The organism is Empedobacter sedimenti, from assembly GCF_030005555.1.
In the GTDB taxonomy this organism is placed as follows: Bacteria; Bacteroidota; Bacteroidia; order Flavobacteriales; family Weeksellaceae; genus Empedobacter; species Empedobacter sedimenti.
This window is the reverse complement of record NZ_JASCQG010000016.1, coordinates 15,145-32,072: the sequence shown is the minus strand read 5'-3', so window position 1 is coordinate 32,072 and position 16,928 is coordinate 15,145. Positions and strand designations below refer to the sequence as shown.

Annotated in this window: 14 protein-coding genes and 1 pseudogene; 3 read left to right on the top strand and 12 right to left on the bottom strand. The window is 33.8% G+C overall.

Annotated elements, in window-relative coordinates; translation table 11 throughout:
• The 8 genes and pseudogenes from carB to QHG34_RS13985 form a co-directional block, all read right to left on the bottom strand.
• Positions 1-3,231, bottom strand: coding sequence for a carbamoyl-phosphate synthase (glutamine-hydrolyzing) large subunit (gene carB, locus QHG34_RS14020; RefSeq protein WP_282630855.1), 3,231 nt, complete (start codon positions 3,229-3,231; stop codon positions 1-3).
• 11 nt (positions 3,232-3,242) lie between these two features.
• Positions 3,243-4,331: a glutamine-hydrolyzing carbamoyl-phosphate synthase small subunit gene (gene carA, locus QHG34_RS14015; protein ID WP_282630854.1), complete on the bottom strand. Its 1,089-nt coding sequence runs from the start codon at positions 4,329-4,331 to the stop codon at positions 3,243-3,245.
• The gene (locus QHG34_RS14010) at positions 4,324-5,460 is read right to left on the bottom strand and encodes an aspartate aminotransferase family protein (protein ID WP_282630853.1); all 1,137 of its coding nucleotides are present in this window, start codon (positions 5,458-5,460) and stop codon (positions 4,324-4,326) included. The genes carA and QHG34_RS14010 overlap by 8 nt, the downstream gene beginning before the upstream one ends.
• A gap of 36 nt (positions 5,461-5,496) precedes the next feature.
• Positions 5,497-5,854: pseudogene (locus tag QHG34_RS14005) on the bottom strand (four helix bundle protein).
• 32 nt (positions 5,855-5,886) lie between these two features.
• The gene (gene argC, locus QHG34_RS14000; protein ID WP_282630852.1) at positions 5,887-6,873 is read right to left on the bottom strand and encodes an N-acetyl-gamma-glutamyl-phosphate reductase; all 987 of its coding nucleotides are present in this window, start codon (positions 6,871-6,873) and stop codon (positions 5,887-5,889) included.
• A gap of 94 nt (positions 6,874-6,967) precedes the next feature.
• Positions 6,968-8,149, bottom strand: a complete 1,182-nt coding sequence (argG, locus tag QHG34_RS13995; RefSeq protein WP_282630851.1) for an argininosuccinate synthase — start codon at positions 8,147-8,149, stop codon at positions 6,968-6,970.
• A 7-nt stretch (positions 8,150-8,156) separates the two neighbouring features.
• Positions 8,157-8,609: an arginine repressor gene (locus QHG34_RS13990; RefSeq protein ID WP_282630850.1), complete on the bottom strand. Its 453-nt coding sequence runs from the start codon at positions 8,607-8,609 to the stop codon at positions 8,157-8,159.
• Positions 8,610-8,679: 70 nt separating this feature from the next.
• Positions 8,680-9,258, bottom strand: coding sequence for a GNAT family N-acetyltransferase (locus QHG34_RS13985; RefSeq protein WP_282630849.1), 579 nt, complete (start codon positions 9,256-9,258; stop codon positions 8,680-8,682).
• A gap of 251 nt (positions 9,259-9,509) precedes the next feature.
• Here QHG34_RS13985 and argB point away from each other — a divergent pair, with 251 nt between their 5' ends.
• Together argB and QHG34_RS13975 are read left to right on the top strand one after the other, a co-directional pair.
• Positions 9,510-10,277, top strand: a complete 768-nt coding sequence (argB, locus tag QHG34_RS13980; protein ID WP_282630848.1) for an acetylglutamate kinase — start codon at positions 9,510-9,512, stop codon at positions 10,275-10,277.
• Positions 10,271-11,338, top strand: a complete 1,068-nt coding sequence (locus QHG34_RS13975) for a M20 family metallo-hydrolase (RefSeq protein WP_282630847.1) — start codon at positions 10,271-10,273, stop codon at positions 11,336-11,338. Before argB ends, QHG34_RS13975 begins: the two co-directional genes overlap by 7 nt.
• 108 nt (positions 11,339-11,446) lie before the next feature.
• Here the strand turns inward: QHG34_RS13975 and QHG34_RS13970 are convergent, their stop codons facing one another.
• The 4 genes from QHG34_RS13970 to QHG34_RS13955 form a co-directional block, all read right to left on the bottom strand.
• A complete protein-coding gene (locus QHG34_RS13970) occupies positions 11,447-12,394 on the bottom strand; it encodes a hypothetical protein (RefSeq protein WP_282630846.1) in 948 nt (315 codons plus the stop codon).
• 28 nt (positions 12,395-12,422) lie between these two features.
• Entirely contained in the window at positions 12,423-12,950 is a 528-nt protein-coding gene (locus QHG34_RS13965; RefSeq protein WP_282630845.1) for an ExbD/TolR family protein, read from the bottom strand.
• Positions 12,951-12,968: 18 nt separating this feature from the next.
• Entirely contained in the window at positions 12,969-13,559 is a 591-nt protein-coding gene (locus QHG34_RS13960) for a biopolymer transporter ExbD (protein ID WP_282630844.1), read from the bottom strand.
• Positions 13,560-13,645: 86 nt separating this feature from the next.
• A complete protein-coding gene (locus QHG34_RS13955; protein WP_282630843.1) occupies positions 13,646-14,458 on the bottom strand; it encodes a MotA/TolQ/ExbB proton channel family protein in 813 nt (270 codons plus the stop codon).
• A gap of 323 nt (positions 14,459-14,781) precedes the next feature.
• Between QHG34_RS13955 and QHG34_RS13950 the strand changes: the two genes are divergently transcribed.
• On the top strand, positions 14,782-16,923 hold the full coding sequence (locus QHG34_RS13950; RefSeq protein WP_282630842.1) for a type IA DNA topoisomerase: 2,142 nt from the start codon (positions 14,782-14,784) through the stop codon (positions 16,921-16,923).
• The last annotated feature ends 5 nt before the right edge of the window (positions 16,924-16,928 follow it).

The window sequence follows — 16,928 nt, the reverse complement described above, 5'->3', positions numbered from 1 at the left end:
CTATTTATTACGGTATTCGTTCCAAGTTTTGATTTTTAAATCATCCATTGATAATGTTGTAAATGCATTGATGAAAGCCGAAGCTAAACGTGCATTTGTCACCAACGGAATATTGAAATCTACTGCTGTACGACGAATTTGATAATCGTTGTCTAATTCCGCTTTTGTTAAGTTTTTCGGAATATTAATTACCATATCAATTTTCTTGTCATGTAAATAAGACATTACATTTGGCTCTTTTTTATCAGAAGGCCAGTAAACAAGCGTAGAATACACATCATTTTCTGTAAAGAATTTGTGCGTTCCTTCTGTTGCATAAATTTTGTAACCTTTTGCGATTAATTGTTTCGCAGGCTCTAATAAAGCAACTTTAGAAGCAATTGGTCCACCAGAAATTAAAACTGTTTTCTCAGGAATTTCGTATCCAACAGATAACATTGATTTTAATAAAGCTTCTTCTGCTGTATCACCAATACATCCAACTTCTCCTGTAGAAGACATGTCTACTGATAAAACTGGATCTGCTCCTGCTAAACGTGTAAATGAGAACTGAGAAGCTTTCACTCCAACATAATCTAAATCGTAAACGATTTCTGAGTGTCCTTTTTCTACTTCTAATCCTAATAAAACTTTTGTCGCTTTTTCGATCATATTATTTCCAGCAACTTTCGATACGAATGGGAACGAACGAGAAGCACGAATATTAGTTTCGATCACGCGAACTGTATTATTTTTTGACAAGAACTGAATGTTCATTGGTCCAGAAATTTCGAAACGCTTTGCGATTTTCGCTGCAACTTTACGCATTTGGCGAATTGTTTCGATGTACACTTTTTGTGGTGGATAATACATTGTTGCATCTCCTGAGTGAACTCCCGCAAATTCTACGTGTTCAGAAACTGCATAATCTACAATTTCTCCGTTTTGACAAACTGCATCCAACTCAATTTCTTTTGCACCTTGCACGAATTCAGAAACTACAACTGGATAGTCAGGAGAAACTTCTTTCGCTAATTTCAAGAAAGCATCTAATTCTTCTGTATTCGAAACGACATTCATTGCAGCTCCTGATAAAACATAAGAAGGACGAATTAACACTGGGAAATTAACTTCTTCCACAAATTTATGAATCGCTTCTAAAGAAGAAAGCTCTTTCCAACGTGGTTGATCGATTCCTAATTCATCTAATATTTCTGAGAATTTATGACGATTTTCTGCATCATCAATTCTTAAAGGAGAAGTTCCTAAAATATTGATTGATTGATCGTACAATTTCATCGCTAAGTTATTAGGAATTTGACCTCCTGTTGAAATAATTGTTCCTTCAGGTTGTTCAAAATCTAAAATATCCATTACACGTTCAAAAGATAATTCTTCGAAGTATAAACGATCTGACTCATCATAATCTGTCGAAACCGTTTCTGGATTATAGTTGATGATAATTGTTTTATAACCATTTTTAGACGCTGTGTGCGCTGCATTTACAGAACACCAGTCGAACTCTACAGACGAACCGATACGGTAAACTCCAGATCCTAAAATACAAACTGCTTTTTCTGTTTCTGGTGTCAAATCATTTTCAGTTCCGTGGTAGGTTACATATAAATAATTTGTTTGCGCAGGGAATTCTGCTGCTAACGTATCAATTTGTTTTACAACAGGTTTAATTCCGAAGTTTTTACGTAATTCACGAACCGTTAATTCGTTTCTGTGTACGTTTTGATCTCCTTTTACTAAAACTGCAATTTGTTGATCCGAAAATCCTAACAATTTTGCACGTTTTACTAAATCAGCTTCAACTTGTTCAAATCTTTCTAATGCTTCAAATTCTTTTGATACATTAAAAATTCTTTCTAAACGTTGTAAAAACCATAAATCAATTTTCGTTAAATCATGAATTTTTTCAATCGAATATCCCGCTTTGAAAGCTTCTGTAATCGCATATAAACGCTCATCATTTGGTTCAGCTAACCATGTATCCAACGATTCACCTTCTGGAATTTTGAATCCATTTGCTACGAAACCTCTGTGTCCGATGTCTAACATACGAACTCCTTTCTGAATTGCTTCTTCGAAAGAACGTCCAACTGCCATTACTTCTCCAACAGATTTCATTGCAGAACCAATGTTACGACGAACTCCGTAGAATTTATTTAAATCCCAACGAGGCAATTTCACTACACAGTAATCTAACGCAGGCTCAAACATCGCAGATGTCGTTTGCGTTACACTATTTTTCAACTCATCTAAAGAATAACCTAAAGCCAATTTAGCAGCCACGAAAGCTAAAGGATAACCTGTTGCTTTTGACGCCAAAGCTGACGAACGAGATAAACGAGCGTTCACCTCAATTACACGATATTCCTCAGAAACTGTATCGAAAGCATACTGAATGTTACACTCTCCAACTACGCCAAGGTGACGAATCGTACGGATTGCAACTTCACGTAATTTATGATATTCTGAATTTGATAAAGTTTGAGAAGGTGCAATAACGATTGACTCTCCAGTATGAACTCCAATTGGATCAAAGTTCTCCATGTTACAAACTGTGATACAGTTATCGTAAGCATCACGCACTACTTCGTACTCGATCTCTTTCCAACCTTTTAATGATTCTTCCACTAAAACTTGAGTAGAATAATTGAACGCTTTTTCAACTAAATCTAATAATTCTTCTTCGTTATTTGCGAAACCAGAACCTAAACCTCCTAAAGCGTATGCTGCACGGATGATTAATGGGAAACCGATGCGTTTACCAGCTTCCATTGCATCAGCAACAGTTTCTACCGCTTCTGAACGAGCTGTTAAAACTCCAATTTGGTTTAATTTTTCGATAAAAATATCACGGTCTTCTGTTGCTTCGATTACTGGAATTTGAGTTCCTAAAACCTCAACACCATATTTCTCGAAAATATTTTCTTTGTTCAACTCAACCGCACAGTTTAATGCAGTTTGTCCACCAAAAGCAACCAAAACTCCGTCTGGTTTTTCTTTTTGAATTACTTTTTCTACAAAGTAAGGAGTTACAGGTAAGAAGTAAACTTCGTCTGCAATACCTTCAGAAGTTTGAACAGTTGCAATATTTGGATTAATTAAAACTGTTTTAATTCCTTCTTCTTTTAACGCTTTTAACGCTTGCGAACCAGAATAATCAAACTCACCAGCTTGACCAATTTTTAATGCTCCTGATCCTAATACTAATACTTTTTTAATATCTTTTTTTAACATCGTGATTCTGATTATGCGTTTGCGTTTTTATATTTTTTTACTTCTTCGATGAATTCATCAAATAAATATTCTGTATCAACTGGTCCTCCCATCGCTTCTGGGTGGAATTGAACTGTAAAGATTGGTTTTGATTCGTGACGAATTCCTTCACACGTTCCATCATTTAAGTTCGTGAAGAATGTTTTGAATCCTTCTGGTAATTTTGAATCATCTACTGCGAAACCGTGGTTTTGAGATGTAATGAAACATCTTTTTGTTCCAACTAATTGTACAGGTTGATTGTGCGAACGGTGTCCGTATTTTAATTTGAAAGTTGATGCACCAGCTGCTAAACTTACCAATTGATTTCCTAAACAAATTCCGAAAATTGGTTTATCCTCCTTCAAAGATTCTTTGATATTATTAATTGTAGGAACACATAAAGCTGGATCACCAGGTCCATTCGAGATAAATAATCCATCATATTCTAATGTTGAATAATCATAATCCCAAGGAACTCGAATTACCTCTACATCACGATTTACAAAACAACGGATGATGTTATTTTTCACTCCACAATCAATCAAAACAATTTTGATATCAGCACCTTCGTTGTAACGAATCACTTCTTTACAAGAAACTTGATCTACTAAATTATCTTCGTTTGGATCGTAATATGCAACATCTGTATCAGCAACAATTTTCCCTAAAGTAGAACCTTGCTCACGTAATTTTTTTGTAATCATACGTGTATCAACGCCATAAATACCAGGAATATTTTGACTTTCTAACCAAGCTCCTAATTTTTGAATAGCGTTCCAATGTGAATAATCATCAGCATAATAAGAAACAACCAATCCAGTTACTTGAATTTGGTTTGATTCCATCCAAGCTTCAATTTCATTAATCATTGCTTTATCATCAGGAACACCGTAGTTACCGATCATTGGAGCTGTCATCACCATAATCTGCCCTTTGTAAGAAGGGTCAGTCAAACTTTCATTATATCCAACCAAAGCTGTGTTGAATACTACTTCTCCTGCGGCAGAAGTATACGCACCGAAAGATTTTCCTTCGATTTCTAATCCGTCTTGGAATACTAATTTTACTGTCTTATCCATTGATGATAATGTTAATTTCAGTTTCTAAAGCTGATATGAATTTATCTATGTATTGTTTTGTTACTGTTAAAGGGGGCAATAAACGAATAACGTTTGTACCAGCGTAGCCTACAAAAATATTGTGTTTTGTAACTAAGTTGTTTTTTAATTCGCCAATTGGGAAATCAAATTCGATTCCAATCATAGAACCACGTCCACGAACTTCTTTAATTTTCGGGAATTTATTTAATTGGATTCCAACATATTCTCCAATTTCTTTTGCATTTTCGATTAAGTTTTCTTGCTCAATCACATCTAAAACGGCTACTGCAGCAGCACAAGCTAAATGATTTCCTCCGAAAGTAGTTCCTAATAATCCGTAAGAAGCTTTAAATTCTGGAGAGATTAAAACTCCACCAATTGGAAATCCGTTCCCCATTCCTTTTGCCATTGTTATCAAATCTGCTTTGATACCAGAATGTTGATGCGCAAAGAATTTCCCAGAGCGTCCATAACCACATTGAATTTCATCTGCAATTAAAACCACTCCATTTTCTGTACATACTTTTCTTAATTCTTGTACAAATTCGTCAGAAGGTAAAACGATTCCCCCAACTCCTTGAATTGGTTCGTAAATAACCGCTGCAACATCTCCTCCAGCAATTACTTCTTTTACTTGATCAATATCAAATTCTACGAAAGATACTTTGTGATGCGCATTGAAAGGCGCTACAATTTTTGGATTATCTGTAAGTGCTACTGTTCCAGAAGTGCGTCCATGAAATGCATCTTTGAAAGCAATTACACGATCTTTTCCTGTATGAAAAGACGCTAATTTCACTGCATTTTCGTTAGCTTCTGCTCCAGAATTAATCAAGAATAAAGTATAATCTTCATAACCTGATGCTTTACCTAATTTTTCTGCCAATTCTTGCTGAATCGGAATATTTACCGAGTTCGAATAAAACCCGATAGTATTAATTTGTTCTGTTAATTTCTCAACATAATATGGATGCGAGTGACCGATAGAAATCACTGCGTGACCTCCATAAAGGTCCAAATATTCTTTTCCGTTTTCGTCCCAAAGAATACAATCTTTAGCTTTAACCGGAGTTACATTCATTAATGGATATACGTCGAATAGTTTCATTTAATAAGTTTTAAGTGATGAGTTTTGAGTAATGAGTTAAGCGCTTGTTCTAATTTTATTTATTAATCCAATTAGCATTGCTTTAATTTCATTACACTCATCTGTTAATTTTGAATATTCTTCAATATTTATATAATTCAAATCTTTAGCTAGCAAAATAAAGTATGTTACTTCATTCAAAGAGCCTAAAGAAATATTTAAAATGAGCAAAGTCTTTATTTGAGTTTCTTCCACAACCTTCTGCAATATTTGCAGGTATAGAAGATGATGCTCTTTTGATTTGAGAAATTAATCCAAATTGTTCTTCTTTTGGAAATTGATTTACAATTTTATATAAATCTAAAACCAAGAGATGTGAACGATTCCAAACTTGTAATTTTCTATAATCTTGCATACTCAAAACTTATAACTCAATACTCACAACTCTTAAAAAGCAATTGTCTTTAAGTTCAAACCAAGATTCTCTTCCCAACCAAACATCAAGTTCATGTTTTCTACTGCTTGTCCAGAAGCTCCTTTTGTCAAATTATCGATGATAGAAGTGATTAACAATACATCATCTTGTTTCTGTACGTGTAAAAAACATTTGTTGGTATTTACAACTTGTTTCAGTGCTATTGGAGCATCAGAAACATGTGTAAAAGGTTCGTTTTTGTAATATTCGTTGAAGATATTTTTTGCTTCTTCTTCTGATAAATCAGACTTTAAATAAACACCTGCTAAAATTCCGCGCGCAAAATCTCCTCGCATTGGTAAAAAATATACTTTGTTATTGAAATCTTTTTCTAATTGATTCAATGTTTGGTAAATTTCTCCTTCGTGTTGATGCGTAAATTCTTTATAGAAAGAAACGTTATTATTTCGCCAACTAAAGTGCGTAGAAGCAGATAAACTTTGTCCAGCACCTGTAGAACCCGTTACAGCATTGATATGAATATCATTTTTGATTTCATTCTTAGCTGCCAATGGTAACAATGCTAACTGAATAGCTGTTGCAAAACAACCTGGATTTGCAATATTTTGAGCTGTTTTGATTACTTCTCGGTCTAATTCTGGTAAACCGTAAACAAACGTTCTATCTTCGAAAATGTGGTTCGCATTTAATCGAAAATCGTTGCTCAAATCAATAATTTTTGTGTTGGCTGAGTATGTATTGTTTTGTAAAAACTCTGCCGATTTTCCGTGACCAAGGCATAAAAAAACGACATCAGCATTTTCGTCTATTTTATCCGAAAATACGATGTCAGTTTCTCCAAACAAATCGTCGTGCACTTTGGTAACGGGGTTGCCTGCATTTGATGTACTGTACACAGACGAAATATTAACCATCGGATGATGTATCAATATTCTTAGCAGTTCGCCTGCTGTGTAGCCAGCACCTCCTACAATGCTTACGTTAATTTTGTTTGTCATTTGTTATGTTTTGCGCGTGTTTTTTTAAGGTAAAATACCTATACTATATTTCTAAAATAAAGTGGACTCGTTGGAATCCACTTTAAAGAATCAATTAATCGAAACTATGAACAATCTTTAATTGATTACCGAATATTTTGATGAAACCTCTTGCATCTCTACTGTCCCAAGCTTCGTTTTCTTCTCCATAAGTAGCGACTTTAGATTGCATCATATCATAAGGCGATTCGATTCCAATCATTGAGAAATGATAAGGATTTAATTGTACTTTCACTTTTCCTGTTACATGATTTTGAGAAGATTCTAAGAATGCTTCGATATCACGCATTACTGGATCCAAATATTGTGCTTCATGCAATAAAGTTCCGTACCAGTTTGATAACGAATCTTTGTGCAATAATTGCCATCTTGTAAGTGTATGTTTTTCTAATAAGTGGTGAGCTTTGATTAATAAATAAGCTGCTGGCGCTTCGAAACCTACACGTCCTTTGATACCTAAAATTGTATCTCCTACGTGAATGTCGCGACCAATTGCATATTCACCACCGATTTCGTTTAATTTCTGAATTAAGGCCACTGGAGATAATTTTTCTCCATCTAAACCTACTGGAATACCTTTTTCAAACTCAATTTCAATAATAGATGGTTCAGTTCTAGATAATTGAGTTGGATAAGCATCTTCTGGCAATGCTTGGTTAGATGTTAATGTTTCAACTCCTCCAACAGATGTTCCCCAAATACCTCTGTTAATAGAGTATTTCGCTTTTTCCCAACTATAGTTTACACCATTTGCTTGTAAATATTCAACCTCTTGTTGACGAGATAATTTTTCGTCGCGAATTGGTGTAATGATTTTAGAATTTGGTGAAATTACTGCAAAAGCAACATCAAAACGAATTTGATCGTTTCCAGCTCCTGTAGATCCGTGTACAATATATTCTGCATCTACATCTTTTGCATACTGAGCAATTGCAATTGACTGAAACATACGTTCTGCACTTACAGATAAAGGGTAAGTATTATTTTTTAAAATGTTTCCGTAAATTAAATAACGAACACAATCATTATAGTATTTTTCTGTGATATCTATTGTTACGTGTTTAGATGATCCTAACTCATAAGCACGTGCTTCGATATCTTTTAATTCTTCTGTAGAAAATCCACCAGTATTTACAATTACTGTGTGTACTTCCATTCCTTGATCTTTTGTTAAGTTAACTAAACAGTACGATGTATCTAAACCTCCACTGTAAGCTAAAACTGCTTTGTTGCTCATTGTTTGTTTATTTGTTTATATTGGGAATAATTCTTCTTAATTCGTTTGTAACCTCTTCCCGGCTACTTTCTTCTTTCATGATAATCAATAATGTATCGTCTCCAGCAATTGTACCTAATATTGAATTAAAATATGTATTATCAATCTCAAAAGCAATTCTATTTGCATAACCTGGCTTGGTTTTTATAACTCCAATGTTATTAGAAAAAACCAAACTCATATTCTCGTTATGTGTTACAGTTGCTGTTGGTAAAGCACTTTCTGTTAAACGATAAATGTATTGTCCCGAACTATTTGGTACTTTTGAAACTTTCAATTCGCGTAAATCTCTAGATAAAGTTGCTTGAGTAACAATTATTTCTAAATCAATTAATTTTTTTAATAATTCGTCTTGATTACTAATTTCTTGATCTGTTATTAAATCTCTTATGATTTGGAATCTGTATTTTTTATTACTCATTTTGAATATTTATTCGAAATTTTATGCAAATATACTCATTTTAGGCAAAAAAAAACCTTAGCTCGTATATTTATTCACTATCTTTTTTTGACTGATTTTCTAATGCACGCTTAGCATATTCGTCATCCAAGTTATCATAAACTAAACCTGTACAAATACATCTTTCGCGATCATTATCCATCAAAATGTGATAGTTCTTACAACTTTTACATCCATTCCAGAACTCATCCGATTGTGTTAACTCAGAAAAAGTAACGGGTTTGTAACCTAATTTTGTATTCATTCGCATAACTGCTAACGAAGTTGTAATACTAAAAACTTTTGATTTTGGGAATTTTGTTCTAGATAATTCAAAAACGGCATGCTTTATTTCGCGCCCAATTCCTGAACTTCTTAAATCCAGCCGAACAATAAGACCAGAATTTACTACAAATTTTTCTTCTTCGTAGGTTTCAATATAGCTAAAACCTGCAACTTGATCATCATCATCAAATGCAATCACTGCATTACCATTACGCATTTTGCGTTCTAAATAAACAGGATTTCTTTTAGCAATACCCGTTTTTCTCATACGGGCGGATTCTTCATACCATTCGCACAGCAACTCAGCGTACTTGGCATCATCTGCATTTGCTATTCTAACATACATAATTTAAGGGGAAGTTGATTAATAAAGGGAAAACGGGAAAAGACGGAGAATTTCCATCACACTTAAAAAGATTATGAGAAAGGATTTTCTTGCTTTCCGATTGAAAGCTACTCTCATAATTGAGAAGAACAATTTCAGTAATTTCTTCCATTAATCAACAAGATATTCAGTTATTATACTGAGATGCAAAGTTAAATATTATATTTTTGTAACACCAAAAAAAAGCAAACAAAATTTACATATTTATTAAGATGTTGAAAATTATTAAAATCGGAGGCGGAATTATAGACGATAACCAAGAGTTAGAGCAGTTTCTAAAAACTTTCGCGGCAATTGATGGTCCAAAAATATTGGTACATGGAGGAGGAAAAGGAGCTTCAAAGATGTTAAACCAATTGGGTATTGAACCAAAAATGATCGATGGTCGTCGTATTACAGATCAACCAACACTAGATGTTGTGACTGGTTTGTATGCAGGAAATATTAATAAAACAATTGTAGCTAAATTACAACAATTCGGTTGTAATGCTTTAGGTTTATCAGGTGCTGATGGAAATGCAATCAAAGGCTCTAAACGTCCTGTAAAAACAATTGATTATGGTTTTGTAGGTGATTTGAATGATGAAAGCATCAACAAAGAATTGTTTCAATTATTAGTTGATAATAACATTACACCTATTGTTTGCGCTATAACTCACGACGGTAATGGGCAATTACTAAATACCAATGCAGATACCGTGGCATCTACAATTGCTGTTGCAATGTCTCAACAAAATGATGTGGAACTAAATTTTGTCTTTGATAAAATTGGTGTGCTTCGTGATGTAAATGATGACGCAACATTGATTCCTAAAATTAACGAAACTTTATATTTGCAATTAAAAGAAGAAGGTGTAATTTTCGAAGGAATGATTCCGAAATTAGACAATTCATTCAATGTAATCAAAGCGGGTGTAAAAAATGTATGTTTAGTGCACGCGCGAAACATTAACTCAGAGATTAAAACAATTTTATGTTAGAATTAGCTATTCTAAAAAAGAAAGCTGTCGATTTATTGTGTCAATTAATCGAAACCCAATCTTTTTCTAGCGAAGAAGATAAAACGGCCGATATTATTTTCAAGTTTTTAACTGATCATGGTGCAACTGCTCATCGTCAGGATAACAATGTTTGGAGTATTCATCCAAATTTTGATGAAAACAAAAAAACAATTTTATTAAACTCTCATCACGATACCGTAAAGTTTGGTGCTTCATGGACATATGATCCATTAAAAGCGACGATAGATGGTGATAAATTAATTGGTTTAGGAAGTAATGATGCAGGTGCTTCTGCAGTAAGTCTATTGGCTACTTATATCAATTTTTTAGATGAAGATTTACCTTTTAACTTAATTGTTGCAATAACTGCTGAAGAAGAAAGTTCGGGACAATTAAATGTAGGAAGTATTTTACCTAATTTACCAAAAATAGATTTAGGAATTGTAGGAGAACCTACGCAAATGGATATGGCAATTGCTGAGCGTGGTTTGGTTGTGATGGATGTAATTGTAAAAGGTAAAACCGGACACGCTGCTCGTAACGAAGGTGTAAATGCTATTTACGAAGCAATTGATACAATGAATTGGTTCAGAACTTATCAATTCGAAAGAGTTTCGGATATGTTAGGACCAGTAAAAATGACTGTTACACAAATTGAAGCAGGAAAACAACACAATGTTGTTCCAGATGAATGTCGTTTGGTTGTAGATTGTCGTGTAAACGAATTATATTCTAATCAAGAAGTGGTTGATATTATTGCGAGTTGTTTACCAAAGGCAGAAGTAAAAGCACGTTCGCTACGATTAAATTCTTCTCGCATTTCAGAAAATCATCCAATTGTACAAAAAGGTATCGAATTAGGTTGTACAACTTATGGTTCACCAACAATGTCAGATCAAGCAATGATGAATTTCGAAACTGTAAAAATGGGACCTGGAGATTCAGCTCGTTCACATACACCAGACGAATATATTTATTTATCAGAGATAGAACACGGAATTGAACGATACACAAGCTTATTAAAAGATTTCACTTTCTAAATAAAACAAAATAATAGCCTCAAAATATTGAGGCTATTATTTTATAAGTTTTTCTACAAAAAAAGAGGCTATAAAACTAGCCTCTTTTATATTTTAAGAATGATATTCTTATTGGATATCCATTTTTACTGGAATACTAAAGTTCAACTTAGCAGGACGACCATCTTCTGTTTCAGCAGGTTTAATCGTTTTACCACGCTTTTGTTGTCTTTGCGTAATACGCTCTAATGCTTTTCTAGCTTCTGGTCCTAATTTAGCATCACCTTGTGGTGTAATACTAACAATACGACCTTGAGTATCAATTTGGAAACTTAATTTAGCAACAACAGCTCCAGACAATCCTTGTCCTGCAGCATCATTAGCAAAATCTTGTAACTCATCACCGATATCTGCACCTAGTTTTTTAGATAAACAGTCTGTTGCAGCTTGTTTACCTTTAGCAGCATCTTTCTCACAACCAGGATAAACAGCCATAACTGCAGCAGTACGTGCTGTTACTGTTGCTGGAGGTGCTGATTCAGTACCTTTTCCTGGGTTAGGAGTCGCTGGTGTATCCTTTGGTGCTTCTTTCTTTGTATTAACTTCATTAGCACCACCTGTTTGCGTTGTTGATTTAGGACCTTCTCTATCTACTAAACCTAAGTCTTTGTCAGCCATTTCCTTTACTTCAGGAACTGTTTCTTCTTTTTTAGGTTGAGCTTTAGGTTCTGGCATTACAACTTTTACCTGAGCAGTTTCTTCTTGATATCTCTGTTCTGGTTCTGGCTTTGGAGGTTCTGGTTCTACCACTTCTTCCTCTTTTGGAGGTTCAGGGATATTTAAATCTTCAAGCTGAACATCTACGACTACGTCTTCTGTCTTTTTGCTATCGAACATTCCTGTTGCAGAAGCAATAAGTGCAAAAGCTAATATCGCAATTACTATAAATCCACGAATAAAGGCTTTTAACAACGTACTCTTCTCTGTCATTCTCATGTCATAAGCCCCGTACGCCTTATTTCTACCTTCAAATACTATTTCGTCTAAGGATTTTAGTTTGTTGTTATTTTCTGACATTTTAATTCTTTTAAATTTAACAAATAAACTATTTACCTACTTTCTCGTCGTACACTTTTTGTTCAAAAGGTGCAACTGGTACGATACCGTATCGTGTAGATTTCGTAATCTCCATTTCATCCAAGATAGTTACTAAATTATCATACGTAGCATCATCCATCGGTTTGATAATTACAGTAAACTTATCCTTATCTGCTCTAGCTTGTGCTGTTGTAATAACTTCACGAACTTTTGAGTAGTCAGTTTCATTAAGAGTTCCTCCATTTAATCCAGCCTCATCTTGTTGGTGCCAAAATAACTTGTTATCCTTTGAAATTAATATAGTCAAAGAGTTTGCTAATTTAATTTCTGGAATATCAGTTGGTTTTGGAACATCAATTTTTGGAGGCATATTCAAGTTCATTACGTTTGGTTTGATCGATGTCGCCGCAAACATAAAGAAAGTAATTAATAAGAAACCTAAATCAACCAAAGGAGCCATATCGACTTTCGTCGAATTCTTTTTGGAACGGACTTTCTTTCCGCCACCGTCATCGTGACTTTCTATTTGTGCCATTTTTTAATTTCTTAATAATTATTCTTGAGATGTAATTAACTGGAACTTATTCATATTTTTCATTTGCAATTGTTGAATCAAATTCTTGAATTCTTTGTATTCAGATTTTTGATCCCCTTTAATTGCTAAGAAAATATCTGGGTTCACTTCTTTTGCTTCAAATACCCAATCAATCATTTCTTGATTTTTATCAGGTATTGTATCTAATGGAATACCAGGATGATATTTTTGTTGTCTATCAGCAGGCTGATTCAAATAATTTCTCATCTCTTTCATTGGTACACCAAATTCTACTATGCTTTTGAATGCATTCTTTTCAGCATCTGTAAACTTCACTCCGTACTTGTCACCCATTCTCTCTAATGTAGGAATACGATCTTTTTCTTCTAATCCGAATAAGAACTTCCCTTTATCATCGATTTTAATAACCATCATGTTTTCTTCTGCCATTTTTTGGTTAGAAACAGATGTAGGTGTTACGACAGGAACAACTTCAGGTTCTCTAAAGTTAGATGTCAAAATAAAGAAAGTTAACAAAAGCCAAGCCATGTCAGACATAGCTGTTAAGTCCATCGAAGGACCTCTTCTTTTTGGTTTTACTCTTGCCATTTTCTCTGTATTATATTAATATTCTTAATTATTTGTTGTTTGATTTTTTCCTTATACTATTCTTCTAAGGCGTCGTCAATTGAATATTAATTGTGAGCAGAGAAAGATTGTTGGATACTCATTCCTACTTCATCAATTTTGAATGTTAAATCATCAATTTTTGAAGTTAAGTAAGCATAAGCAATAATAGCGAATGCAGAAGCACCAATACCCATACCTGTATTAATTAAGGCTTCGGCAATACCTACTGATAATTGTGCAGCATCTGGAGATCCACCACCTTCACCTAATGCGAAGAATGCTTTAATCATCCCGATTACAGTACCCATTAAGGCAATTAATGTACCTACTGAGGCAATCGTAGAGATAATTGTCATGTTTTTCTCTAAAGTTGGCATTTCTAATGTAGTTGCTTCTTCTAACGTTTTACCTAATTGAGCTAATTTTTGCTCTTTGTTTAAAGTTGTATCGTTTTCTAAAGCTTTGTAAGTTGTTAAACCTTCTTTAACTACGTTACCTACAGCTCCTTTTTGTTTGTCACATAATTCGATTGCTTTGTTAACTTCGTTTTTGTTTAATAAAGCACGGATATCGTTTACAAACTTCTCAGCAGATCCAGTACCTTTAGCTTTGTTTAAAGCAATAATACGGTCAATTGAGAAAACGATTACCATAAAGAAGAAAGACATTAAGAATGGAATAATCACCCCTCCTTTAAAAATAATCCCAAGTGGATTTAAAGGTTGCCCTTTAGCTGTATCCCCTCCCTCAAAGTTACCTGGTTGTCCAAAAACACCATAGAAGATCCCCATTGCTACTGCAATTAAAATGATCATAGTAATCACAGGGTTAAGACCTCCCTTTCTAGTTTTAGCTGGTACTGTTACATTCTTTTCCATTTACTAATTCTTTTAAATATTATGATTTTTATTAATGTGGGTGTAAATTAAGTGAAAATTTTTTAATTCTTCTAAATTTTTTACGTTGTTATCACGTTAAATTTATAATTTATTTAAAATCAGTATGATTTTTTACCAATTTGACAATAATATTTATTCAAAAAAGTAAACTCAACCTTAAACAACCTATAGATTTACGATTATTTTCGTTTTCACAAAATTTTAACCTATCGCAAATTTATTCAATAATTATACATATTTATATTTTTTTTTAAGAATTAAATTATTATTTTGACTTTTGCACTTCAATAATTATAAATGCTATGAAAGTTTGTATTGCCGAAAAACCAAGTGTTGCTAAAGATATCGCCAAAGTAATTGGCGCAAATCAAAAGCACGATGGATACTATGAAGGAAATGGATTTCAGGTCACTTGGACTTTCGGACACTTATGTACATTAAAAGAACCACAAGATTATACACCTGAGTGGAAAAGCTGGGACCTTAATTATTTACCAATGATTCCACAAAGTTTCGGAATCAAATTAATTGCAGATAAAGGTGTCTCGAAGCAATTTCATATCATCGAAAAATTAGTAACTAATGATCAGGTTGACGAGATTATAAACTGTGGCGATGCTGGACAAGAAGGAGAATTGATACAACGTTGGGTTTTACTTAAAGCGCGTGCAAAAGCACCAATGAAGCGTTTGTGGATTTCTTCGTTGACAGAAGAGGCGATTAAAGAAGGGTTTGATAATCTGAAAGATGGTGAAAAATATTTCAATCTTTTCTCTGCTGGTCAAGCACGTGCGATTGGCGATTGGTTATTAGGAATGAATGCTACTCGTTTGTTTACAAAAAAATTTGCACCGCCAAAAACAGTTCTTTCAATAGGTCGTGTACAAACACCTACTTTGGCGATGATTGTTCAACGTCAAAAAGAAATCAATGCTTTTATTGTAGAGGAATATTGGGAATTGAAAACGATTTTCAAAGAAGTTGAATTTAATGCAACAATTCCACGTTTAAAGTCTGAAGAAAAAGCCAAACAAGGTTTAGATTTTATTAAAGATAGAGAATTTGAAATCATTGACTTTGAAGTAAAAGAAGGTCGTGAGAAAAATCCTCGCCTATTCGATTTGACAGCCTTACAAGTAGAAGCGAATAAAAAATATGCATTTTCAGCGGAGAATACCTTAAAATTTGTACAAAGTCTGTACGAGAAAAAATTTGTGACTTATCCTCGTGTTGATACTACATATTTATCAGAAGATATTTATCCAAAAGTTCCTGGAATATTAAATAAATTAACTGCTTATCAAAATTTGATTGCGCCTTTGATGACGCAGCCAATTCCGATGTCGAAAGCTGTTTTTGATAACACAAAAGTAACAGATCATCACGCTATTATTCCGACCGAAATCTTTCCACAAGGATTATCTAACGAGGAAAAACGTATTTATGATTTGATTGCACGTCGTTTTATTGCTGTTTTCTACCCAGAATGTAAGGTTGCTAATACAACTGTTGAGGGAAAAGTAGAAAACACAGGTAAAGATGGCATTCTTTCTTCCATTAATTTTAAAGCAACAGGTAAACAAATTCTCGAAATGGGTTGGCGCGAAGTCTATGCAAAAGATAAAAAAGAAGAAGAAAAAGATGAGGAAAAAATAATGCCGATTTTTGAAATTGGTGAAAAAGGTCCTCACGAACCATTGATTCATAAAGGAAAAACAACTCCACCAAAACATTATACAGAAGCGACTTTGTTACGCGGAATGGAAACTGCTGGACGACAAGTGGATGATGAAGAAATGCGCGAATTGATGAAAGAAAACGGAATTGGTCGACCTTCTACTCGTGCAAATATTATTGAAACATTGTTTCGTAGAAAATACATTGAGAAACGTAAACGAAACATTGTAGCGACACAAACGGGTATAGATTTGATTGATACGATTCAAGATGAATTGTTGAAATCTCCAGAATTGACTGGTGTTTGGGAACGAAAGCTTCGTTTGATTGAAAAAGGCGAATACGAATTAGAACAATTTAAACAAGAATTGATTGAAATGGTTTCGAAATTGACATTTGATGTAAAGAATAGTTATTTTAGACCAATTGCTTCTCATCAAAATTCAACTCAAACAGAGGAAAAACCGAAGAAAGAACGCAAACCAAAAGAAGAAATTAATTTAGAAGATGCAACTTGTCCAAAATGTAAAACACATAAATTGGTAAAAGGAAAAGCCGCTTATGGTTGTGCAAACTTTAAAGAATGTGGATTCAAAATTCCGTTCGAATTTATGGGTAAAAAATTGACCGATAAACAAATATTGGATATAGTAACGAAACAAAAAACTGGAAAAATGGCTGGTTTAATTAATCCTGAAAATGGAGAAAAAGTTAGTGGTAAAGCTATTTTGGGAATGAATTTCGATTTGGAATTTGAAGAAATGTAAAAACT